Below are 21,127 nucleotides of genomic sequence, written 5' to 3'. Positions count from 1 at the left end.
TGTCTACGAAACGTGTCAAAGTATACGTGCGTTTAGATGTCTGGATGCGTTTGAAGCACCACCGCCAGCAGAAACCACAAGAGGAACGTTTCCTGTTCGAATGACATAACTAGCTCCTCCTCCACCAAAGCCAGCTTGATAATCTTGTCCCTTTCTCCCTACAACTATCTTCAAGATTTTGCCTGGAGTAAGGGGAATGTCCCATGAAACACTGCCTCCTTTGCCGCCAATCCCTTGTGTATAATTAGTGGCAAACCACCCATTCCCGCCCTTTGCTTCCTTGGCATTAATCTGCACACGTTCGCAGCCAATAGGTATTGTCCACTGTTCAATGATGTTAGATGGCCGAAACGTATAGGTTACCTGTCCTTGTCCATCTCTTCCAATAATCAGATTTACACCTGTTACATAAATGATAAATGTCCCTTCACTTGATTTCGTAACCCCGCCTTTTCCGTCATCTGCAATGACTCTCCAATAGAACAAACCCATTGGCCAATATCGAAATTCAACGGTTTGATAAGAATTCGCCCCCTACAATAACACGCTCATCTCCAACCAATGACCAAAACATACCACAAGGCATAAATATCAACTTTAGATGGGCAGGTGCGTTTCAACGGCTGTAAGACGTTCCTACGCAGTGCCCCTATTGTCTTACCGGCCATAGATTTTCGCCATCGCATGTATCCATTGCCCAAGCCACAAAGGAAAATGACATTACAACCGTTTTACCAGCACGAACAGATCCATCACAAATAATGGCATCCCTATCCTTTACAGGAGAGCCATATCTCTGGGACCTTACCGTCCAATGCCTCAATAAAGCCGTCGTCTTCTTCTTCGTCAGGATCATCATTGAGCTTCAACTTGTGCTTCATCTCAACGGCGCGGAGCTTCCTATCTGTGAGCCGTGTTAGGGATTCTTGCAGATTAAGGATGTCGTCGATTGCCCTATACTCTGTTTCCTCCAGCTCTGCTATGACCAGTTCCTCACGCGATACGATGATCGTCTTTTGTTGTCCATCCTTATCAGGAACAGGCACCGCTCCTTTTACAGCCTGTCGCTTCTGAAGCACTCTGCGCTGCTTCTCAGTAAGCCCACTATCGAGTGCGGAAATTTTGAGCATGATTTCCCTCTCACGCCAAGCATAAAGAGTTATGGACTGGTTTATCTACTCCATCGGCTCAACGCTGACCCTTGCAATTACGTCCTGTTGCTCAGCATAGTAAGCAGCACGCGGACAGTGTAAGAACTGGGCAAAGCCAGGCTTGCTTTGCACCGCTGTTTCTCTGGATTTCTCGCCATCTAAATGTCCACCACCTCACCACTTCATGGGGTTGTTTTCAAAAAAAGAAGAGCGCCTAGTTAGAACGCTCTCTCGCTTGCCGCAGTATCTTTCGGGCTACTTGCTTCCCCATATAAGTTATTATCACCGCTGACATTACAACGTCATAAGGCAATGAATTTACATAAGTCCAAGCGTTCGTTGGAGTGGTCACAAATCCCATTTGCTCCAAACGAATCAAGATTCGGAGGAATTCATCAACTTTTTCTTGCTGTAAGAAGTAGTTGTAAATAGGATGTGTGTCTTTTTTCTCCTCGAATGCTCTGTACAAAGCAACCAGGACAAGCTTATCTTCGCGTGTCATGAGTACATCACATCCTCTCCTACTCATTCTTGGTGTTACAACTACGCTATAAGTATGCAGGATCAACTCTTAACGTTGTGGTCAAGCGCCCTATCTCTACCTGATCTCATCACTTTGTAGAGAATCGGGCAGCCCTGAAACATGAGCTCAAGTATCCGCACCTCGGGCAATGACAATCAAATTTCGATTCGTCAAACTCGCTCAGGTCTAATTCCTTATTGGAGAACTCTGTATCAGCATCGCTTTTGAATGTAAACTCACCGATCAGCTTCGTTGCCTCGTCTTCACCAAATCCAGTAATCACAATATCCAGCTCATGCTCTTGTAATTCAGCCAGTACAATCGCAAGCTGTTCCTCATCCCATACTCCACTGATCTTGTTCAGTGCAATGTTGAGCACCTTCTCTTGGGTATCATCAAGGTCCACAACGGAGACATCTACCTCAGTCCGTTCTAACTAGTTAACGAGTATCTTGAATCCTTGATGACCACCGACGAGGTTTCCTGATCGCTCATTCCAGATGAGCAGCTGTACGTATCCAAACTCCTGAATCGATCGTTTTAGCTTCTCGTATTCTGGGTCGCTAGGTTGCAAATCTACCCTCGGATTTTAGGGAGCAGGGTTGATATTTGAGATATGTAAATTCCGTATGTCCAAGCTGTTTAGCTCCTTCGTGGCAATAAAGTAAGAATAAAGAATATTGCCAGCCCCCAAACTGCTGCAATCCTTGTTACTGTTGGGCTGGTGCTCTGTTTTTGGTGGTGAAACCAAACGACTACTATTTCAGCGGAAAAGTATATGTCTCCTTTCACCGCAAAAAATGCGGTTGATTCTTAGAGCACCAAGGCTCTGCTGGCTGTTGCCTTCTGGCGACCCCCTAATCCAAGTTGGGGTCTTCCCCAGCCTGTTGGCAAATTGTCTACCGTATACCCGTGCAAATCCAGCATGCTGCGGAAAGGCTCTTGCAGGCATATATCCTTGTCCACTTTCTTGGCAGCATGGATTGCGATGGGGCCGCGGTACTTGGTCGACCAGCTGCGCGTTTCAAATTTCTTTTCACTTTGGATTAGTCATTTCTGGAACCTCATGAATTGAAGCAGTTTATTAAAACTCACCGAGTCATTGAACAAATAATTGATGGATTTTGGAATTACATTAACAATTGGAAAACTGATAACCCTGATTCATTTTTAAACGCCTTTGATGGAATTGATCCTACCTCTTTAGAAGTCAGTGTGAAAAAGATATCACTTACCATCAACTATCTTTTTGAGGATGAATACGTTCAGTCTTATGCCAGTATCCATTCACAATGGCACTGAGGTAGTGTTGATGTTTGATTACCAAGGAGGTCAAGGTCTTTGATGGAAACGTTTTACGAAAAGTACGGTGGTGAAGAGACCATATCGAAGGTCGTAGACTACTTTTATGATTTAGTTTTAGCTGACCATACCGTGAACGATTTTTTCAAAAACACCGATATGGAAAAACAGCGTAAGCACCAAACAAAGTTTATCAGCTATGCACTTGGCGGTCCTAATCAATATACCGATCAATCTATGGCAAAAGTCCATGCGGGGACGAATTTGCAACCCAACCATTTTGATGCCATTGTTATGCATTTGCGTGCTGCCCTTACTCATTTTGGAGTCAGCGAAGGAGATATTGCAGACGCCTTGAACAAAGTTGAGTCACTTCGAGATGATATTTTGTATAAATAATAGAGCTTCCACTCTCGCCGTACTTGTAAAGATACGTTGAACCACCCTCCAGATTATCCAGAGGGCTGTTGGTTCGTTTCTTTATTCTCAGCAAAAAGAACCCCTTAGGATTTTCTCCTAAGGGGCTGTTAATGGAATCATTACATAGGCGGAAGAATCGGACCTTGAACAGTAAGTGTAACGTCAGAGTATCCCGTTGATTTGATCGTAATAACATATTGCTTGTTACTACTAAAAATGTCTGGTCTAAATGCAATGAAGTTCATACCATCATCCAATTCCACTGGCAGCGGCAGAAGGGTAGAAGATCCAAACAGATAGTCACCCTGTGAAGACGGATCCAGGGTTTCGTTCGAGCCTACACCAAGCGAGCGACTTTCATCGCACTCGGCGTTCCATCAACGGATAAGAAAATAAAGTAGAATGGGCACTTTTAGATTAAAGGAGAAGAATTTTTCTAGTCTACTAACTAAAGTTAGGATAGAGGAATACATTTCAAACAGTTGTTGCTATACAATCGGCAGAAAAAGGGATGACGATAGCAGCTGCTCGAAAATTCATTTGGTAATTGATTTTATCAGGAAATAACCTACTCCAATTACAATGACTAGGCATAAGAAAATGATTAGTACTATTTTCATCGCGATCACCCTTTTTAGTATAACCAAAGTGTGGGCGTGATTTACCCACCTTCGAGCGATAAAAAATCCTCTACCGTAGCCACCTCCTGCAGGATGTTCCAGAAAGTTTAAACAAGATTGCTTTCATACGAGGAAGCACTTAAACTTTATTACACGAAAAAAGGACTCCAGCATTCGTGCAGCCCCTTTGCCATGAGCACCCCTTTTGACATTACGATCTCATTCTCAATGCAACGAGCCGCATACGTAGCCAGCTTCGTCCCCTTCTCCACCTGGTAGCTCTCGATTGCCTTGATCAGACCAATCGTACCGATGGAAATCAAGTCTTCGCTGTCCTCCCCGGTGTTTTCAAATTTCTTCACGATATGGGCGACCAGCCGCAAATTATGCTCGATCAGCTTGTTGCGCGCATACGGATCGCCTTTTGCCATTAACCTGAGAAACTTTTCTTCTTCCGTGTCAGGAAGAGGTTGCGGGAATGCATTGTTTTTGACATAAGCCACAAACATCAGGAGTTCTTTAAATACCAGCGAAAGCGCTGCAAGGATGCTGGACATGGCTGCCACCTCCACGTCTGGAATAGCTTACTCCTATGCTTATGTGGGCAGATGCCTACGCGTGCATGTACGCCAGAAAAACAGCAAAATGCAAAAGCTGCCCAAAACTGTAATCGCTGCCACGATCATGGTATGTGGTTTTTTTCTATCAGACCTTTTGATAAATATATACATAATCATGTCATTATCTATGAAATTATGGTAACATTTGGATATCAAGCAATCATAACTGGAGAGCATATATGCTGAAAAAGCTCGCACTACCCGCCATTGCCCTAATCCTTGTTGTTTTCGCTGGAATCATGACTGTGAATAATCCCCCTTCTTTTCTCTATGGCAAGCTCCCGTTTCAATCTCTCTCCAAGCAATCGGTAGTCTCATTAATCAAGGATTCTCCCCATCCGATAACAAAACTCACAGTAGAGGATGGATATACATGGTATGGGGCAAAAGCTGATCAAGGAAAAGAAATCGAAAGCCTGTTATCCGCAATGAAAAAGAACGGTTGGTCGTTTATACAGCAAGAAGGAGCTGGCTACTTTTTTGAACAGGGAAGCGAAAAGATTGTCATTACCTCGCAAACCTGGTCGAACCGCCATGTCTTTTTTAAAGTTCCTGTCACAAATCCTCCGATCACGCTGTCAAGCAATTAACAATCTGGACGAAGAAAATAAAAGTAAAGGAGGCGCTACCCATGCGTGGATTGTTTCTGTCTCTTGTGGGGGGACTCTTCTTTCTTTTTGGATGCACCTCTGTTTCTGTTGAAGACAGAGCAGTGGAGATCATTACAGCTTATCAAAAAGCCCGATTCGAGCTCACGCGGGAAGATATGGCTCTTGAAAACAAAGACGATATCTATCCGCTCATCGAAGAAAGGGTCAAGCCATATTTGACAGAAAAAGTATTTCAAAACAGCTTCTTTCGGAACAGAGACGGCTATTACATCGTTGCATCCGCGAAAATGAATCATACGCTGCGAATCAAGGAAATTCGTATCAAAGAGCTGGTTGCCGCTGATAACAACACATCATTTAGCATTGATTACACTCTGGTTGTTGAAATTATTTCCAGCGATACTAAAAAGGTAATTACCAATGAGCTTCCTGCTCAAGTAACCATCGTGAAGGAAGGAGACACCTGGAAAATTGACCGCTACTGGGAGTCCATCAAAGCAGGTGATCTCGATATGTAATCAAAGTTAAGGAGGCTTACCACAAAATGCTTGATTTCGGAGCGGTTTCTGTCGAGTGGGGTACGCTCATCATCCAGCTGTTGATCTTTATTCTGTTCCCCGCATTGTTTCTTGCCGGATGTATCGGAATTGTCCGGAGCCGATCACAGGCAAAGCAAACGCAAATTCAAGAGCTCGAAAAACGCATCGAAGTTTTGGAAAAAGAAGCAAAGCGTCCCAAGCCATAGTCCTTACATCTTGGCTTAGGACGCTTATCTAGAGCTGATTGCAGATCACGCAAATTTTTCAACAGCGTGCACATATTGCTCATACCATTTTTTCCATTCCTCCATGCGCGATACGACTTCCCTCTCGTCCAGCAATGCAGCGATTACATCCAGGCAAACATGCCAACCAGCCAAGTCTTTTGGAGTATGACTTGTCATTTGATTGATGTATTCCTTAAAAACAAGCAGACAGCCCTCAGCTTCCGGATACAGCTCAAACCGAACCAAGTCTTCTCCCCATGTAAATTCCAACACAGCCTGCATGTCCAAAGCTGTAATTTTCATCTCCTCAAAGGTTCCATTCTGCATGTCAAACTTAATGCTCCCACCTTCTCGCAGATCATCCACGGACAGCTCCGAAAACCACCGGGCCAGCTTTTCATTTTCCGTTAAATAAGCCCACACGTTCTCTACCGAATGCTTCAGATGACGTTCGAATCGTGCCGTAAATCCCTTTTCAGCTTTCTGTATGTCCGCCAACATGCAAAGTCCCTCCTGCCGTGTATTGAAATGTAAGTCCTCCTCAATCATTCGATCATTTCCTCTTCATCCCTGCTGACGCCCAGCTCGGCAACTTTAAACAAAACAAAACGGCAAAGTCATGCCCGATTGTTTTTCTTTAGCGTTCCTTTGTTTCATAAACAACTTTAGCAAGCAGTACGATTGGCGAACCATCATCCGGCAAATTCTTCTGCAGCGCAAACAGCTTCTCATTAATGGAGCCGTACCTTGATTCGTTCCCATACAACAAAATAACAGAGGGATAGTCAACCAGGCTAGACACAAGCTCATCTGACAGCTGCTGTGAAAAAGCTCCTGCTTCCGGTGCATACTCTTCCTTCAGATACGCCCAGAACTCGGTTCTCTCTTTTACATTGCCCAAAAAGTGAACCTCGAAAAAGTCCTCGTCAATCCATTCCAGGCCAGTAGCTGTATGAAAGCCGGATGGAGTTACGTCGCCATCCTCGTCAAAAATTGGTTCGATAAAATTTTGGAGTTCTTCCTCTGTTTGCAAATTCGTACCCCAAATGGTGACTACATGTCTCACAGCTCTTCCCCCTTTTCCGTTCCTTTTCCTATATGATCGGATGAAAAGATGGAATTTTTATCAGACCAAAGAACCAAATTTATCCAAATATTTACATTTCCCTATCTGTCCATTAAAAAACGCCTCCGGAGAGCGCGTTAAACATCACCCTCGGAAGCGTTTTTCCTTTACACAAGAACAGTTAATTCTTTTATCATATGGCTGAACAAATGGCCATTCAGCAGAATCGTTCCATCCTGGCGATAACCGATAGCTTCATAGAGCTGGCGTGCTCGGCCGTTTTCTTCATCAACCAGCAAGGCAACCCGATCATAACCACGCTGCTCTCCTTCTTTTTCAAAGGCTTCCAGCAGCTTTTTCCCGATGCCCTTGCCTCGACACGCACTGCTCACAACTACGGTATCCAGATAAAATTCGTTGTCTTTGGCCTCTTTTACAAAGCTCGGTGCTTCTCCCGTCAGGCGCTGAACGTGATCGACAAACGGCCGATCCAGCCTTTCTGTTTGGCTGCCGTGATAAAACAGTGCCAAGCCTACCGGTACACCTTCGTCCATGGCTATGAGTGCATTTTCGTAGCTCAAGCGATTATTTTTCTGGGCAAAAAATTCAGCCATCATACGTATAGCTTCGTCAGCTTCCTCTGCCCCAGTCAGCATGTTTGCGATATCTCCAATCGCCTCATAAATCAATGGTGCGGCAAATGCTGCATCTGTCGGTTCTGCTTTTCGTATCATGTTACTCCTCCTAATTGCCGCGTATCATGATGCTAAACAAACCGATACGCCCCTTGTTCATCCTGTGTTAGGATGCACCCTTTTATTGTGGCACAATCAGTGAAGGGGGTCGAGCCATCCAGAGCAACGTTCACAGATCCTCAAAAATTGAAACCGCTCTCAAAAAAATAGAGCGGTTTCACACCATAGCATTCCCTTTTTATCCAATCATTTTCTCAATCGTCAGTTTTCGTTCAAAGCGTAGATCCACAAATTCCTCGCTGCGCCGAACCAACGGTCGCATCGGCTCATCGGCGTGAATCAGAATGACTTCGACTTCCTCGCCATTGTTCAAACGGGCTTTTGCACCGATGTACAATAGTGCAATGTAACGAACAAACTGAGCGACAATCTCAATATCAAGTGCTCCATCACACGCTTCCTTCCACAGCAACTGGGCTGCTTCAAATGGTGAAGTCCTTCCTTTGTAGACGCGATCCGAGCAAATTGCATCAAACATGTCGGCTACTGCCAGCACTTGGCACTCTTTTGGAATTTCCTCGCCAATTCGCTGCTCGGGATAGCCCGTCCCATCCAGCCGTTCATGGTGCAGCAGGGCACACAAGGCTAACAGCTCCGAGCTTCCTTCCATGCTTTTAATCATTTCGTATCCATATTCAGTGTGCTTTTTCATAATCATAAATTCTTCGTCTGTCAGTTTACCTGGCTTCAAAAGAATTTCCTTGGGTATGCGCATCTTCCCCACATCATGTAAAAAACCAGCCGTTCCCATAAAGGCGATTCGTTCTTCATCCCATTTCAATAAACGGGCAATCAGCGAACAGAGTACGCCAACATTGAGGGAATGGCGATATGTATAGCTGTCCGCCCCCTCCAACACATACAAGGAGCGGAAAAAGCCCAAATTTTTTGTCGATTGATCTGCTAGTTCAAAAAAGAGATCGGAAAATTCCTCAAGCTGTGGTGTTCCTTCATGATCGATCTGGTCGAAAAGCGCTCTCGTCTTGTCTAATGCTTTCACGTACGCGGCGACGATTTCTTCATCCGCTTCCAATTGAGACAGCTGGCTTGAAATGAGTTCTCCAGTTCCTTCAGACAGGACCTGGACTACATTTACCTCTCGTATTCGTTGCTTGAGCAGGACCGGGACATGGGCTGCTGTTATTGTTGTATTTTTACCGAGTAGCAATATTCCTGTGTCCGCAAAAACATCATCCGCAAGAACACGGCCGATCAATGAGAAGTCTACAGGCGCCTGAGGCATAGAATCAACCTTCCAATCTAGTCATTTTCTAAATTATAGAAAGAAAGGGCTTACGTTACAATCCCTTTTTAACAGTTCCTAACTTTATATTATCGCGGGACCTTCCCTTATGTGGACACATATGATGTAATGCGAATGCTTGTGGTGATTAAAGGAGGGGAACAGGTTGACATGACGAAGCTATACATCACGCCTAAAGCCTGGAGGCAGATTGAGAAGGCGGTAAGAAAAAAACCCTCTCTGGAGACAGGAGGGGTGATGATGGGGTATTCGATCGGTGAGGATGAATGGGTCGTTACGTATGCCAGTGAGCCAGGTCCGATGGCGATCCACCAGCCCCATTCCATTTTTTTCGACGATAACCATTTGCGCAAGCTTGTTCGGAAATTAAGCAAAAGTCGCCAATGGAAATATATAGGGGATTGGCACAGCCATACGATCAAACGTCTTTCCCCCAGCAAAGGAGATAAACGAACCATCTGGACCAAAGCAACGCAATCGATGTACATGTCCTCCTCACCGTTGATGCTGATCGTTGGGCTCGGCAGGCAGAATCAGGTTCAGGCGAGAGGCTTTATTCTTGGGGATACCCTGAGAGAGGTCGGGAAGATTGAGCTGTTTGATCGGAAAGCTCATCAACCACGAGGTGAAAAAGCTCCATAGCTTGGTTTTTTCCTTGGCTTGGCTGGTTCTCGGAGACGACACAGATTGCATAGCGTGGATCTTCCACCGGGGTGTATCCTACAAACCACAGATGGTTTCTGGATTGATTCTCCCCGCCCAGCTGAGCAGTCCCACTCTTTCCAGCAACATCCCACGCTGTATCCCGAAGGGTCTGGCCAGTCCCGTCTGTGACAACCTTGCGCATCATTTTCCGCAGCTTGCCTGCAGTGACGTAGTCGATCCCAGACGCCGACAGCTTTTGCGGTGAAAAACGGTAAAACGATTGTCCATTTTTGTACGTAATTTCGCTGACGAGCCGCACTTGATTCGGCGTAGAGCCGCTCAAGATGGTCACCATCATGTTAGCCGTCTGCAAGGGAGTCACCCTCACGTCCCGCTGACCGATGGCGCTCTGGATCAGCACTCCTTCATCACGGCGGGATACTCCCTCTGCAAACACATTTCCGCGCTCTTCACCATCCAGTTGCTTGAACCCGTCCAGCTTGAACAAATGTGCTGTCTGATGTCCGACTTGATCAGACAAGCCCAGCTTTTGCGCATATTCCTCCAGCTTTTCTCCGCCAACTCGCTTCGCTATTTCAGCAAAAGCAATATTGCAGGAGTGCGCGTATGCTTCCTCCATAGTGACACTGCCGTGTCCGTCTTTTTTCCAGCAGGAAAAGTGATACTTGCCGTAATCCCCAGTACACGTGAACCGATCAGTCGGTGAGACGACTCCCTCAGCCAAAGCCGCAGCAGCTACTACTGTCTTGTAAACCGAGCCAGGTGGTATTTGTTTGACAACCCGATTTTTCCACTCATTGCTGTTGTTCGTCACTTTTGTTTGATCATAGCTGGGACGACTGACGCTTGCGAGCATATCTCCATTTCTTGCGTCCAGCACGACAATACTGCCCTCGTTCAATCCCACCCGATCAGCTGCTCTTTCCATTCTCCTCTGGATCCCTACATCCAGCGTCGTCGTCAGAGACAGCGGATAATACTCATTGGATTGCTTGGAGTAGCGAATATCCAGTCCTCGCAGCGGTTTTCCCTGCCCGTCTACATAGTAAGACAAAACAGACGGCTCCACCCCTTGTAAGAACCGGTCAAAGCTCCGCTCCAAGCCAGTCGCGCCTAATGTACTCTCTGCGTTCATCTTGCCATTTTTCACTTCGTCAGGATAAAGCGACTCCACCATGGCGGGATTTTTGTGGATGAAGCCAATCACGTGCTTGGCTACTTCATCTGTACGATATCGCTCGGTCACAGCTAGGGCAACAATGCCCGGGATGGCGAGCGCATTTACCTTTTCAGTTTGACTCTCAGTCAGGACAATCAGTGCTCCAGCCTCATTGCGCAAGAGCAGCGGTACTTTTGCCTTTTCCATGATCGAAGAAAGCCGTTCCTTTGACTGACCGACAATTTCAGCCAAGCGAGCCAAACCATCGGTTCCCTCCAAGCTCCCACGTGCAAGCGGGAACAGGATCAGCGCCAAATGCTCTTCTCCCGTAAAGGCGTATCCGTTTCGATCCACAATATCGCCACGTCCACTATGCAAGACGATACTTTGCTGCCGTTGCTTCACCGCGTTTTTGACCAGATCGATTCCTCGGCGTGAAAAGCGATGCGGCGATCCGATTTGAATCCACCACAAGCGTGTGATCAAGCCCAGCCAAACGAAAGTCATAACAAGCAGAACCAGAAAATGCCGCCTTTTTATTCGCTTCTCCAGCTGCATCACGGTCACCTCCCATTTCTCCAGTATTTCCTGAATACAAAAGAGAGAAACAGGGCACAAACAAAAAACACGCCTTGTGGATGGCGTGTTTGCTTCGATTATGATTGAGCAAGTTGCTGTTTTTCCAGAAGAATATTGCCGATTTTGGTGGACAACAAATCAAGCGCAACCCGATTGTACCCACCTTCTGGAATAATGACGTCTGCATATCGCTTCGTTGGCTCGATAAACTGTAAGTGCATAGGACGCACTACATTGAGGTACTGATTTACAACGGAATCAAGCGAGCGACCGCGTTCTTCAATATCGCGAGCGATCCGGCGAATAATTCGCACGTCTGCGTCCGTATCAACAAACACTTTAATATCCATCAAATCGCGAATACGAGTGTCCTCAAGAATCAGCATGCCCTCTAAAATAATGACATCCGTTGGGGCTACCTGCACTTTTTCCTGCTTGCGATTATGCAGCTTGAAGTCATAGATCGGTTTTTCGATCGCCTTGCCTGCAAGCAGCTCCTGCAGATGAGTCAGCAACAGATCGTTATCAAATGCAAACGGGTGATCATAATTGGTAAGTGCACGCTCGTCCGCACTCATGTGACTTTGATCCTTATAGTAAGAGTCCTGTTCAATCATGGTTACGCTATCATTCTGGAACTGACGAAAAAGCTCCTTTGCTACAGTGGTCTTACCCGATCCACTGCCTCCTGCTACCCCTATCAGTACGGGGTTACCCATGCTTCATGTCTCCCTTCACGCAATCCTCAAAGCTGATTTCCTGTACCCTATATGCGTTTCTTGAGGCTGACGGCGAGGCCATCACCAACTGGAATAAAGGTTGTCTCCATATCTGGACGTTCACTCAAGTGTGTATTATAAGCAAGCAGCTTGTCCACCATAGGTCGCTGGCGTTTTCCAGCTTCGTCTGGTGTCGCTACCAGGCCACGGAATAAAATATTATCGCTGATCACGAGACCGCCGTCCCGCAATAACGGCAAATATCGATCGAGAAACGTGCGATACTGCCCTTTGGCGGCATCGATAAACAGACAATCAAACTGATACGAATCCGGAAGTCCCAGCGTTGCATCATGCGACAAGATTTCAATGCGATCAGCACAGCCTGCCTCTGCGATGTTTGCTCGCGCACGAGTGAGTCTGTCCTCGTCAATATCCATGGTTACAATCCGCGCATCTGGGGCTGCTTCTGCAAGCCAGATTGTCGAATAGCCAATCGCTGTTCCCACTTCGAGGATGGCCTTCGGGCAATGAAGTAAAAGCAGCATCCGCATCACTTGGGCAGACGCGAGCTGAACAATGGGAATATTTTCTTCCGCAGCCTCCTTCTCCAAACGCATCAATAGCGGGGATCGTTCGGGAACCAGGCCGGACACATAATCATCTATCGCCGGATTGGTAATCATGCTTTCACTCCTCTACTTTACAACCGCATAATTATAGCATACCTGAATAAAAAAAACAGAGGAAACATGGTTAGTTTCCTCTGCTTTTTGCCTTATTCGCATTATGCTCCTGTAACGTTTTCGAGAAGTAATGCTCCGATGTCCCATCTTTTTTCGTCACATAGAAAAAGTAGTCATGCTGCTCCGGATTGACAACGGCCTCTATGGACAATCTCCCCGGATTGGCAATCGGCCCAGGTGGCAGACCCGGATTGGTGTACGTGTTATAGGGGCTCTTTACCTTCAAGTCATCATAGGTTAGGCGATCCCGCTGCTTGCCCAGAATGAACTGAACGGTAGCGTCTGCCTGCAGCGGCCATTTCTCCCGGATGCGGTTGAAATAGACACCTGCGACAGTTGGACGCTCCTTATCCACGGTAACTTCCCGCTCTACGATTGATGCCAAATTAATGGCTTCATCCTGCGTCAAATCATGCTTTTTCAATTGTTCGTTCCACTCCGGCTTCCATTCCTGTTGGAATTGAGCCAACATACGAGAAACGACTTCATGGGCGGTTGCCCCTTTTTTGACCTCGTATGTCTCAGGAAATAAATAACCCTCTAAACGATTTTTCCGTTCTGCTGATTTAGGAATCGCAGTGACAAAAGGAAACTCCGGAAACACACCTTCGTTTACTTCTTTCAAAAAGGCGTCTTTTTCTACGATCCCTTCTTTTGCAAGATGATCGGCAATCTGCTCCACATTCCAGCCTTCCGGGACGGTAAATCTCTCTGCATTGTTGACCGTTTTCCCTTCCGTCATAGCTGCTAGCAAGTCATCGAGGGTTTGTCCCGTCGTAAACTCGTATTCACCTGCTTTTAGCTGTGGGGCAACGCCTTTATACTTTACATAGTAGTTGAACATGTCAGCATTTCGTATAAGGGCTTGTTCTTCCAATAGTCGACCAATGTCCCTCACTGATGAACCTGACGGGATTGTAACATTTTTCGTTGTAGGACTGCCTGCTACCGGCTGTAATTGCTGATAAACATACCAGCCTACTCCCCCTGCAGCCAGAATGATCAGCAAGAAAAAGGCTATGATCCATAACAGGACTCGTCCGCCTCGTCTACGCCGTCTCACAACTGGTCGTACCGCCTCAAAATCAGGCAACTGTGACTTAGGTTTCAAGCTAGAAATCCTCCCTTTAGGGTCTCTTCTCTCCATCGTATTCATTATACAAGAGGTGTCTCTTGCTGTCACTGTATAGGATATTCTGCCGAATCCAAGCGAATCCTAGCGTTTTTTTCCAGCATAAATGAGGTGATAATTGATCTGGATGGATCAATTTCCATTTCTATCAAAAAAACCGTTCAAACAAAAAAGAGGACCTTCTGTCAGAAAGTCCTCTTTTCCTGCTGTAGCTATTAGATATCGTCTTTTTCCAAATCGGCAATCAACGTTTCAAAAGTGGCTTCAACTTGCTCCCACTCTTCGTCGTCTTCGATTGGCATCAGCATATCTGTACCGTCATAACGCAGGAAGTGTACCTCGTACTCTTCCTCTTCTTCCTGATCAACGGGAACCAGTACCAGGTAACTGCGATCCTCAATATCAAAAATGTACATGATACGGAAGTCACGCGGGTCTTCTGTACCTTCTTCTGTCAGGGCAATCACATCGCCCACTTCAAATTCAGTAGTCATCTCTTCACTCACTATGGGTCACCTCGATTTCGCGTCCAAGTATCCTTGCAGGATTAACGTGGCCGCCATTTTGTCTATAACTGTCTTTCTTTTTTGACGACTGACATCCGCGGAGATCAACATCCGTTCGGCTGCCATCGTCGTCAATCGTTCGTCCCACATGTGGACAGGAAGAGATGTGCGTTCCTCCAAAAATTTGCCGAATGCCTGGCACAACTCAGCCCTCGGGCCGATTGTGCCATTCATGTTTTTCGGCAAGCCTACTACGACTGCCCCCACCTGGTACTGGGCAATTAATTCTTTCAGGCGGGCAAGATCCTTTTCCTTGGACTGCCTTTTGATGGTTTCTACCCCTTGGGCTGTCCATCCCAGCTCATCGCTAACTGCAACCCCAATCGTCTTGTCGCCAACATCCAATCCTAAAAGTCGTGTCATGTCATCGGGTCTACTTGCGCTCGGACAAGTAAACGGTCACCAACTCTTCTATGATTTTGTCCCGTTCCAATTTGCCAATCAGGCTGCGTGCGTTGTTGTGGCGTGGGATAAACGCCGGGTCGCCAGAAAGCAAATAACCTACGATCTGGGTGATCGGGTTGTATCCTTTTTCCTGCAGGGCCTTGTACACCTCTGTCAACGTCTCTTGCACATCCTCCGCATTCGCTTCCTTGGGCACCGTGAATTTCATGGTATTATCCAACGAACTCACAATCAACACCTCGATTTCCTTTGTAAACGCGTAAGAAAAAAGTTGCTCGTTACAAACTGTATTCGACTAAGGTCGACTCTTTCCTGTCAATCTTGCAAAATTCTCACGAGGAAACACTATTTTGCAACAGCCTGACTCTTCACCAAATCTGCTACCGCATCCAATGCTTCTTGCAGCTTGGATGGGTCTTTACCACCAGCCTGCGCCATGTCAGGACGGCCTCCACCGCCCCCGCCGCAACGGGTTGCTACATCCTTGATGATTTTACCTGCATGAATTCCTTGATCCATCAGGTCTTTGGTTACACCAGCTACCAGGTTTACCTTGTCGCCATCTACAGCACCAAGAACGATGACAGCGGAGCCAAGCTTGTTTTTCAGCTCGTCCACCATGCCGCGCAGGTTGTCCATATCTACTGCAGAGACGCGGGCTGCGAGCACGTTCATGCCATCTACCTGCTGCAGCTGATCAGTCAGAGAAGCTGCTTCGATATTGCCTAGCTTCGCACGCAGAGACTCGTTTTCACGGCCTAATTCCTTCAATTGTTGCTGGAGACCTTCTACACGAGCAGGCGCTTCTGCTAGCACTGGGGCTTTTAGCGCTTGCGCTACTTCCTTCAGCGTAGTGAATTGCTGGTTCAGGAATTGGTACGCTCCTTTTCCTGTTACAGCCTCGATACGGCGTGTACCAGCACCGATACCACTTTCGCTCACGAGCTTGAACAAGCCGATCTCGGCTGTGTTGCTTACATGGCAGCCACCGCAAAGCTCCAGGCTGTAGTCGCCAACTTTTACGACACGAACAACATCGCCGTATTTTTCACCGAACAAAGCCATTGCGCCCATCGCTTTTGCTTCAGCCAATGCTTTGTTGGAAATTTCGACAGCCAGGTTTTCCCACACTTTTTCATTCACAATCGCTTCGATACGTTCCAGCTCTTCTGCCGTAATCGCACTGATGTGTGTGAAGTCAAAGCGCAGACGTTCAGGAGATACCAAAGAGCCTGCCTGATTTACATGCGTTCCCAGTACATCCTTTAGTGCCTGATGCAAAAGGTGAGTTGCTGTATGGTTTTTCGTGATAGCAAGGCGGGATTCACGGTTTACTTCTGCACGTATTTCCTCACCCTTGCGAAGCGTACCTGCTTCTACAAGCACGGAATGTACATTTTGACCCTTAGGTCCTTTTTGTACATCCATCACACGAGCTTTGACAGAATCGGAGATCAGATAGCCTTCGTCGTTGATCTGTCCACCGCTCTCGGCATAGAATGGCGTTTGGTCCAGAATCACTTGAACCGTCTGTCCTTCTTCGGCTTCCTCTGTCAGCTGGTTGTCAAAAATGATTGCTTCCACTTTTCCTGTTGCTACCAATTCATTATAACCAACAAATTGGCTCGTAACCGTCAAATCGGATAATGGTCCACCCTGGATTTGCATACTGTCCACATCTTGACGAGCTGCACGGGCACGCTCACGCTGCTCTTCCATCGCCTGGTCAAAACCATCGCGGTCAACAGCCAGTCCTTGCTCAGCCGCAAAGTCTTCCGTCAAATCAACAGGGAATCCATACGTATCATACATTTTGAAAACGTCTTGTCCAGACAGCTGAGTGTGGCCGTTTTCCTTTGCTGCCTTGACCATATCAGCGAGAATCGTCAGACCATCGTTCAGCGTTTCGTGGAAACGTTCTTCCTCGGCACGGATTACCTTTTCAATAAATACCCGTTTTTGTACAACCTCTGGGTAGAATTCACCCATCATGGTGCCAACTGTTTCAGTCAAGCTGTACAGGAATGGCTTTTCCACGCCCAGCTTTTTGCCCATGCGAACAGCACGGCGAAGCAAACGGCGGATGACATAGCCGCGGCCTTCATTAGAAGGCAATGCACCGTCACCAATAGCAAAGGCTACTGTACGCGCATGGTCAGCGATTACTTTCAGCGCAACGTCCATATCCGCGCTTTCTTTGTATTTCACGCCAGAGATCTCGCTTGTCTTTTCGATCAGCGGGAACAGCAAATCGGTTTCGAAGTTGTTGTCCACACCTTGGATGATCGAAGCCATGCGCTCCAGACCCATACCGGTATCAATATTCTTCTTCGGTAGTGGAGTGTAGGTACCGTCCGGGTTGTGGTTGAACTGGGAGAATACCAGGTTCCATACTTCCAGATAGCGCTCGTTCTCGCCGCCCGGATACAGCTCTGGATCATTCGGATCGTTGCCGAAGGACTCGCCGCGATCATAGAAAATTTCTGTGTTTGGACCGCTTGGGCCTTCCCCAATATCCCAGAAGTTTCCTTCCAAACGGATGATTCGCTCTTCCAGAACACCAATTTTTTTGCTCCACAGCTCAAAAGCCTCTTCATCTTCGGGATGGATTGTAACCGAGAGAAGCTCAGGATCAAAGGCCATCCATTTTGGACTGGTCAAAAATTCCCATGCCCATTCAATTGCTTCTTCTTTGAAATACTCCCCGATAGAGAAATTGCCGAGCATTTCGAAAAACGTATGGTGACGAGCGGTACGTCCCACGTTTTCAATATCGTTGGTGCGGATTGACTTTTGCGAGTTGGTGATACGCGGGTTATCCGGGATAATGCGGCCGTCAAAATACTTTTTGAGCGTCGCCACACCGCTGTTAATCCACAACAGAGATGGATCGTCAATGGGAACCAAAGGAGCACTCGGCTCGATGCGATGTCCTTTTTCTACAAAAAAGTCAAGGAACATCTGACGAATTTGATTACCTGTCAGCTTTTTCATCTACATTCTCCTCTGCAAAAAATAGAAAAACCTTTACCGTAGCTGCTCTCGGATGAGCGACCGCGCTTGAAAGGAAGGTTTTACGGAAATGATGCCGGATGTGGACACTTGAGCTACCGATAAAAAAAAGCCCCCATCCCCTCAGGGACGAGAACTTTATGTCTCGCGGTACCACCCTGCTTACAGGCTCGCTTACCACCAATCCGTGCTCGTGCCTGTCGCTTTAAGGGCATATAACGGTGCCAAACCGCCGGTTTTTGCCCGGTCTTAGGAGTAGCCTTCAGCTGCACTTCTTCTGGTCGCCCTCTCAACCGTGGAGCGTCCTCTCTGTAAAAGGTCTGCAACGTACTCGTTCCCTCATTGATCAATGCCAGTATTGCTTTGTTCGTATTATAAATTTTTTTGGCGATCACTGTCAACTTTCATGCATCATGACTGCGATTCTCCCCAAAATGACTTTGCACACGGCTAAGACAGGAACAGCAACGATCAATCCGATAATCCCGCCGATCGCCTCCCCAGCCAGAAGTGCCATAATTATGAGCAGCGGATGCAGATGCAGCGATCGCCCGACGATATTCGGTGACAAAATATTCCCCTCTACAATCTGGATGATCAAATTGACGGCAATCACCAGCAAAAGCGTCTTCGTCGAAATGGTCAATGCCACGACCACCGCGGGGGCGGCTCCAATCAACGGTCCAATGTATGGAATGATGTTGGTCAAGCAAACAAAGGCAGCCAATACAAACGGATACGGCATCCCGATCCACCAATAGCCAATATAGGCGAACACGCCCACGATGAGCGCGACCATCATTTGTCCATGTATGTAATTTCCGAGTGACTCGTTAATATCACGAAGCACGACAAGAACCTGCTTGCGATAAGCCCGCGGGACAATCAACATCCCCGCTTGATGCAATTCCTTCATATCCTTCAAAAAATAAAAGGCGATGAACGGAACAACCGCGAAAGCCAAAACCTTGCCTAACGAATTTCGTGCATTGTTAACCAGCTTGGTAACGGTATGAGACATTCCTTCCTGGGACTGGATGATGACACGATCGACACCATGCGAGATACTATCCGGCAAAAAATATTTATGTGCTTCCCACTCACTCATCCACTTGTAATACCATTCAGTCAGCCTCGGCAAATCATCAGAGAGCTCCACCAGCTGCGTCGTGAATATCGGAATCGCGTTGATGACTGCAATCGTTATCACCAGCACGAACGATCCATAAATGAGAAGGACCGCCATCAAGCGAGGCATCCTGCGTTTTTCCAGCATCTGCACGATCGGATGAAGCAAATAGGCAATCACGAGACCAACCAAGACAGGGACAATTACTTCCTCTAAAAAAAGAAAAACCTGCGCTACGACGGGACGGAGCAGCCACAGGAGATTGCCGATGACTAACACTATGATGAGCCAAACAGCCGCTGCAAACAGGCGACTGCGCCGTAGTTCATCCATGTTGACAACCCCTCCCTTCCGTTTCCATATGGGATAGGTTGTCACACATACACAAAAATCATGTACCCTATTGACACATCAGAAACATCGAAGTAGTATGGAAATACAAGAGAATATCTCCAAAGGGGAGTAGCTTTTACGCGATATAGTCGTCATTACGGGATTCGTCCCCGGCTATGTTGGCAACATGTTTTCTAATGTTGTAAGCAAGACCTTTGCCTAACACAGGTAAAGGTCTTTTTTGGTTTTTAACGACCTTTGCCTGTCCAGGGAAAGGTCGTTTTCTTTTTCCCACTTAACACAAACTAAAGTAGGCGATCGAAAGAAAACGGCCAGTGGATTATTCACTTCCAAAGGACGAGGAGGAGGAAAAGAAATGGAACTATTGTTAACCCCTGAGTTTTGGTCAGCACTACTCGCAATTATCGTCATTGATTTAGTGTTGGCTGGTGACAACGCAATTGTCATCGGGATGGCAGCCCGCAACTTGCCTGCCCACCAACAAAAAAAGGCCATTATTTTGGGAACCGTTGGAGCGATCGTAATACGTGCTTTGGCAACCCTGGCCGTTGTCTGGTTGTTGAAAATACCGGGTCTGCTCTTGGTCGGTGGATTGATTCTGATCTGGATTTCACTCAAATTGCTGGTACAAGATGAGGGTCATGACACCATGAAGGCAAGCGGAAGTCTTGGTGCCGCGATTTGGACCATTATCGTAGCCGATACAGTAATGGGACTGGATAACGTGATTGCAGTAGCTGGTGCTGCACACGGTGACTTCCTGCTAGTCATCATCGGCCTGATCATCAGTGTTCCGATCATGGTTTGGGGAAGCACCCTGATTTTAAAGGTCATGGAGCGTTACCCCGTCGTGATTTATATTGGTTCCGCTGTTCTCGCTTATACAGCTGCGAGCATGGTAACGACAGAGAAATTCTTGGTTCCATTCTTTACTGCTTATCCTTGGGTGAAATGGCTGTTCATCGTTGCCGTAGTCGTTGGAGTCCTATTAATCGGTCGAATGAAAAGCCGAGAGCAAAAACGACTCGCCGAACAATCGTAAGCAAACCGAAAAAAAAATCGCCCGAACTATCATACGTTCGGGCGTTTATTTATGTTCCGCCAAGCGGGGCATTTTACCAATTAACGAGTAACAGCACGCATCATCTTGCGGCTCGTTTTCAGCATACGTCGTACGTCACGCATAGAAAACGGCAAGCGATTCCAATTCAGTGAAAACCGACTGCGACGGCGAGGAGCCATCAGATAACCGATGACAGCCACAATTCCACTTGTGGCAAGAACGCGCAACAGGCTTCGAATGAACAAGCGTGCCACCTCCGATTGTTTTTTGCCGCTCACACGTCTTACATGTTTAATTGAGCGGAAACCGTTTGATCTTCAATAAACAGATCATTGAGCGAATGCAAGGAGCCGTCTTCTTCTACCTGGTAGACAGAAGCAATCTGCTCGTTTGTCACGCTCATTTCTATGAAGCAGTTCCAGCAGTAGTACTGATTCGTTCCAATCTTTCCTACGTCTTTGGAGCTGCAATTCGGGCAAATGACACGCATCACGAATCC

28 protein-coding genes and 1 pseudogene are annotated in these 21,127 nt (G+C 46.9%); 7 read left to right on the top strand and 22 right to left on the bottom strand.

What is annotated here, in order from left to right; translation table 11 throughout:
• Window positions 1-15: 15 nt before the first annotated feature.
• The 5 genes and pseudogenes from ADS79_RS08630 to ADS79_RS36610 all read right to left on the bottom strand — a co-directional run.
• On the bottom strand, window positions 16-492 hold the full coding sequence (locus tag ADS79_RS08630; protein WP_049737991.1) for a hypothetical protein: 477 nt from the start codon (window positions 490-492) through the stop codon (window positions 16-18).
• Between the two features lie 278 nt (window positions 493-770).
• Entirely contained in the window at window positions 771-1,130 is a 360-nt protein-coding gene (locus ADS79_RS08625) for a hypothetical protein (RefSeq protein ID WP_049737990.1), read from the bottom strand.
• 235 nt (window positions 1,131-1,365) lie between these two features.
• Window positions 1,366-1,653, bottom strand: coding sequence for a hypothetical protein (locus ADS79_RS08620; RefSeq protein ID WP_049737989.1), 288 nt, complete (start codon window positions 1,651-1,653; stop codon window positions 1,366-1,368).
• Window positions 1,654-1,762: 109 nt separating this feature from the next.
• Window positions 1,763-2,080, bottom strand: coding sequence for a ParB N-terminal domain-containing protein (locus ADS79_RS36005; RefSeq protein ID WP_236699916.1), 318 nt, complete (start codon window positions 2,078-2,080; stop codon window positions 1,763-1,765).
• Between the two features lie 476 nt (window positions 2,081-2,556).
• Window positions 2,557-2,721: pseudogene (locus tag ADS79_RS36610) on the bottom strand (ASCH domain-containing protein); the annotation flags it as partial.
• A 24-nt stretch (window positions 2,722-2,745) separates the two neighbouring features.
• Between ADS79_RS36610 and ADS79_RS34870 the strand changes: the two are divergent.
• Together ADS79_RS34870 and ADS79_RS08610 are read left to right on the top strand one after the other, a co-directional pair.
• Window positions 2,746-2,976: a hypothetical protein gene (locus tag ADS79_RS34870; RefSeq protein WP_141261052.1), complete on the top strand. Its 231-nt coding sequence runs from the start codon at window positions 2,746-2,748 to the stop codon at window positions 2,974-2,976.
• 42 nt (window positions 2,977-3,018) lie between these two features.
• Window positions 3,019-3,375 carry a group I truncated hemoglobin gene (locus tag ADS79_RS08610; protein ID WP_049737988.1) on the top strand — a complete coding sequence of 119 codons (357 nt, stop codon included), beginning with the start codon at window positions 3,019-3,021 and terminating at the stop codon, window positions 3,373-3,375.
• Window positions 3,376-3,515: 140 nt separating this feature from the next.
• On the opposite strand, the gene ADS79_RS36605 is transcribed toward ADS79_RS08610, so the two are convergent.
• Window positions 3,516-3,641 (bottom strand): hemoblobin-interacting domain-containing protein, encoded by a 126-nt coding sequence (locus ADS79_RS36605; RefSeq protein ID WP_084765711.1) that lies wholly within the window; start codon window positions 3,639-3,641, stop codon window positions 3,516-3,518.
• Between the two features lie 524 nt (window positions 3,642-4,165).
• Window positions 4,166-4,573 carry a sigma-70 family RNA polymerase sigma factor gene (locus ADS79_RS08605; protein ID WP_084765709.1) on the bottom strand — a complete coding sequence of 136 codons (408 nt, stop codon included), beginning with the start codon at window positions 4,571-4,573 and terminating at the stop codon, window positions 4,166-4,168.
• 242 nt (window positions 4,574-4,815) lie between these two features.
• Here ADS79_RS08605 and ADS79_RS08595 point away from each other — a divergent pair, with 242 nt between their 5' ends.
• From ADS79_RS08595 to ADS79_RS08585, 3 genes are read left to right on the top strand one after another with little or no spacing between them, the layout of a single operon-like run.
• Window positions 4,816-5,226, top strand: a complete 411-nt coding sequence (locus tag ADS79_RS08595; protein WP_049737986.1) for a hypothetical protein — start codon at window positions 4,816-4,818, stop codon at window positions 5,224-5,226.
• A gap of 41 nt (window positions 5,227-5,267) precedes the next feature.
• Window positions 5,268-5,765: a hypothetical protein gene (locus tag ADS79_RS08590; protein WP_049737985.1), complete on the top strand. Its 498-nt coding sequence runs from the start codon at window positions 5,268-5,270 to the stop codon at window positions 5,763-5,765.
• A gap of 26 nt (window positions 5,766-5,791) precedes the next feature.
• Window positions 5,792-5,992, top strand: a complete 201-nt coding sequence (locus tag ADS79_RS08585) for a hypothetical protein (protein WP_049737984.1) — start codon at window positions 5,792-5,794, stop codon at window positions 5,990-5,992.
• 45 nt (window positions 5,993-6,037) lie between these two features.
• On the opposite strand, the gene ADS79_RS08580 is transcribed toward ADS79_RS08585, so the two are convergent.
• From ADS79_RS08580 to ADS79_RS08565, 4 genes are all read right to left on the bottom strand, one after another.
• Window positions 6,038-6,514, bottom strand: a complete 477-nt coding sequence (locus ADS79_RS08580) for an SRPBCC family protein (RefSeq protein ID WP_049737983.1) — start codon at window positions 6,512-6,514, stop codon at window positions 6,038-6,040.
• Between the two features lie 136 nt (window positions 6,515-6,650).
• Window positions 6,651-7,079, bottom strand: a complete 429-nt coding sequence (locus ADS79_RS08575) for an immunity 22 family protein (protein WP_049737982.1) — start codon at window positions 7,077-7,079, stop codon at window positions 6,651-6,653.
• A 167-nt stretch (window positions 7,080-7,246) separates the two neighbouring features.
• Window positions 7,247-7,813, bottom strand: a complete 567-nt coding sequence (locus ADS79_RS08570) for a GNAT family N-acetyltransferase (RefSeq protein ID WP_049737981.1) — start codon at window positions 7,811-7,813, stop codon at window positions 7,247-7,249.
• A gap of 199 nt (window positions 7,814-8,012) precedes the next feature.
• On the bottom strand, window positions 8,013-9,077 hold the full coding sequence (locus tag ADS79_RS08565; protein ID WP_049737980.1) for an HD-GYP domain-containing protein: 1,065 nt from the start codon (window positions 9,075-9,077) through the stop codon (window positions 8,013-8,015).
• 171 nt (window positions 9,078-9,248) lie between these two features.
• Here ADS79_RS08565 and ADS79_RS34175 point away from each other — a divergent pair, with 171 nt between their 5' ends.
• A complete protein-coding gene (locus ADS79_RS34175; protein ID WP_084765707.1) occupies window positions 9,249-9,740 on the top strand; it encodes a Mov34/MPN/PAD-1 family protein in 492 nt (163 codons plus the stop codon).
• Here the strand turns inward: ADS79_RS34175 and ADS79_RS08560 are convergent.
• From ADS79_RS08560 to ADS79_RS08515, 9 genes are all read right to left on the bottom strand, one after another.
• Entirely contained in the window at window positions 9,652-11,481 is a 1,830-nt protein-coding gene (locus ADS79_RS08560) for a peptidoglycan D,D-transpeptidase FtsI family protein (RefSeq protein ID WP_049737979.1), read from the bottom strand. The two genes, ADS79_RS34175 and ADS79_RS08560, sit on opposite strands and share 89 nt — an antisense overlap.
• Before the next feature lie 98 nt (window positions 11,482-11,579).
• Window positions 11,580-12,221, bottom strand: a complete 642-nt coding sequence (udk, locus tag ADS79_RS08555; RefSeq protein WP_049737978.1) for a uridine kinase — start codon at window positions 12,219-12,221, stop codon at window positions 11,580-11,582.
• A 47-nt stretch (window positions 12,222-12,268) separates the two neighbouring features.
• On the bottom strand, window positions 12,269-12,907 hold the full coding sequence (locus ADS79_RS08550; protein WP_049737977.1) for an O-methyltransferase: 639 nt from the start codon (window positions 12,905-12,907) through the stop codon (window positions 12,269-12,271).
• 70 nt (window positions 12,908-12,977) lie between these two features.
• Window positions 12,978-14,078, bottom strand: a complete 1,101-nt coding sequence (gene mltG / locus ADS79_RS08545) for an endolytic transglycosylase MltG (protein ID WP_049737976.1) — start codon at window positions 14,076-14,078, stop codon at window positions 12,978-12,980.
• 236 nt (window positions 14,079-14,314) lie between these two features.
• Window positions 14,315-14,605, bottom strand: coding sequence for a DUF1292 domain-containing protein (locus ADS79_RS08540; RefSeq protein ID WP_049737975.1), 291 nt, complete (start codon window positions 14,603-14,605; stop codon window positions 14,315-14,317).
• 6 nt (window positions 14,606-14,611) lie between these two features.
• A complete protein-coding gene (gene ruvX, locus ADS79_RS08535; protein ID WP_049737974.1) occupies window positions 14,612-15,028 on the bottom strand; it encodes a Holliday junction resolvase RuvX in 417 nt (138 codons plus the stop codon).
• 10 nt (window positions 15,029-15,038) lie between these two features.
• Window positions 15,039-15,299 carry an IreB family regulatory phosphoprotein gene (locus ADS79_RS08530; protein ID WP_049738180.1) on the bottom strand — a complete coding sequence of 87 codons (261 nt, stop codon included), beginning with the start codon at window positions 15,297-15,299 and terminating at the stop codon, window positions 15,039-15,041.
• A 116-nt stretch (window positions 15,300-15,415) separates the two neighbouring features.
• Window positions 15,416-18,064, bottom strand: coding sequence for an alanine--tRNA ligase (gene alaS / locus ADS79_RS08525; protein ID WP_049737973.1), 2,649 nt, complete (start codon window positions 18,062-18,064; stop codon window positions 15,416-15,418).
• 415 nt (window positions 18,065-18,479) lie between these two features.
• Window positions 18,480-19,544: an AI-2E family transporter gene (locus ADS79_RS08515; RefSeq protein ID WP_049737971.1), complete on the bottom strand. Its 1,065-nt coding sequence runs from the start codon at window positions 19,542-19,544 to the stop codon at window positions 18,480-18,482.
• 376 nt (window positions 19,545-19,920) lie between these two features.
• Between ADS79_RS08515 and ADS79_RS08510 the strand changes: the two genes are divergently transcribed.
• Window positions 19,921-20,607: a TerC family protein gene (locus ADS79_RS08510; protein WP_049737970.1), complete on the top strand. Its 687-nt coding sequence runs from the start codon at window positions 19,921-19,923 to the stop codon at window positions 20,605-20,607.
• Window positions 20,608-20,687: 80 nt separating this feature from the next.
• Here ADS79_RS08510 and ADS79_RS08505 read toward each other — a convergent pair whose 3' ends face one another.
• Window positions 20,688-20,882, bottom strand: a complete 195-nt coding sequence (locus tag ADS79_RS08505; RefSeq protein WP_236699933.1) for a hypothetical protein — start codon at window positions 20,880-20,882, stop codon at window positions 20,688-20,690.
• A 29-nt stretch (window positions 20,883-20,911) separates the two neighbouring features.
• A complete protein-coding gene (locus ADS79_RS08500) occupies window positions 20,912-21,118 on the bottom strand; it encodes a hypothetical protein (protein ID WP_049737968.1) in 207 nt (68 codons plus the stop codon).
• Between the last annotated feature and the right edge of the window lie 9 nt (window positions 21,119-21,127).

The organism is Brevibacillus reuszeri, from assembly GCF_001187725.1.
Lineage (GTDB): Bacteria > Bacillota > Bacilli > Brevibacillales > Brevibacillaceae > Brevibacillus > Brevibacillus reuszeri.
Note: the sequence above shows the minus strand (reverse complement) of the source record. Positions and strands in the feature narration are given on the sequence as shown.

Coding starts and splice junctions, on each gene's coding strand:
- ADS79_RS08630 (WP_049737991.1), bottom strand. CDS start 492: ATGGGTTTGTTCTATTGGAGAGTCATTGCAGATGACGGAAAAGGCGGG.
- ADS79_RS08625 (WP_049737990.1), bottom strand. CDS start 1,130: ATGCTCAAAATTTCCGCACTCGATAGTGGGCTTACTGAGAAGCAGCGC.
- ADS79_RS08620 (WP_049737989.1), bottom strand. CDS start 1,653: ATGACACGCGAAGATAAGCTTGTCCTGGTTGCTTTGTACAGAGCATTC.
- ADS79_RS08610 (WP_049737988.1), top strand. CDS start 3,019: ATGGAAACGTTTTACGAAAAGTACGGTGGTGAAGAGACCATATCGAAG.
- ADS79_RS36605 (WP_084765711.1), bottom strand. CDS start 3,641: ATGAACTTCATTGCATTTAGACCAGACATTTTTAGTAGTAACAAGCAA.
- ADS79_RS08605 (WP_084765709.1), bottom strand. CDS start 4,573: ATGTCCAGCATCCTTGCAGCGCTTTCGCTGGTATTTAAAGAACTCCTG.
- ADS79_RS08595 (WP_049737986.1), top strand. CDS start 4,816: ATGCTGAAAAAGCTCGCACTACCCGCCATTGCCCTAATCCTTGTTGTT.
- ADS79_RS08590 (WP_049737985.1), top strand. CDS start 5,268: ATGCGTGGATTGTTTCTGTCTCTTGTGGGGGGACTCTTCTTTCTTTTT.
- ADS79_RS08585 (WP_049737984.1), top strand. CDS start 5,792: ATGCTTGATTTCGGAGCGGTTTCTGTCGAGTGGGGTACGCTCATCATC.
- ADS79_RS08580 (WP_049737983.1), bottom strand. CDS start 6,514: ATGTTGGCGGACATACAGAAAGCTGAAAAGGGATTTACGGCACGATTC.
- ADS79_RS08570 (WP_049737981.1), bottom strand. CDS start 7,813: ATGATACGAAAAGCAGAACCGACAGATGCAGCATTTGCCGCACCATTG.
- ADS79_RS08565 (WP_049737980.1), bottom strand. CDS start 9,077: ATGCCTCAGGCGCCTGTAGACTTCTCATTGATCGGCCGTGTTCTTGCG.
- ADS79_RS34175 (WP_084765707.1), top strand. CDS start 9,249: ATGACGAAGCTATACATCACGCCTAAAGCCTGGAGGCAGATTGAGAAG.
- ADS79_RS08560 (WP_049737979.1), bottom strand. CDS start 11,481: ATGCAGCTGGAGAAGCGAATAAAAAGGCGGCATTTTCTGGTTCTGCTT.
- udk (WP_049737978.1), bottom strand. CDS start 12,221: ATGGGTAACCCCGTACTGATAGGGGTAGCAGGAGGCAGTGGATCGGGT.
- ADS79_RS08550 (WP_049737977.1), bottom strand. CDS start 12,907: ATGATTACCAATCCGGCGATAGATGATTATGTGTCCGGCCTGGTTCCC.
- ruvX (WP_049737974.1), bottom strand. CDS start 15,028: ATGACACGACTTTTAGGATTGGATGTTGGCGACAAGACGATTGGGGTT.
- alaS (WP_049737973.1), bottom strand. CDS start 18,064: ATGAAAAAGCTGACAGGTAATCAAATTCGTCAGATGTTCCTTGACTTT.
- ADS79_RS08515 (WP_049737971.1), bottom strand. CDS start 19,544: ATGGATGAACTACGGCGCAGTCGCCTGTTTGCAGCGGCTGTTTGGCTC.
- ADS79_RS08510 (WP_049737970.1), top strand. CDS start 19,921: ATGGAACTATTGTTAACCCCTGAGTTTTGGTCAGCACTACTCGCAATT.
- ADS79_RS08500 (WP_049737968.1), bottom strand. CDS start 21,118: ATGCGTGTCATTTGCCCGAATTGCAGCTCCAAAGACGTAGGAAAGATT.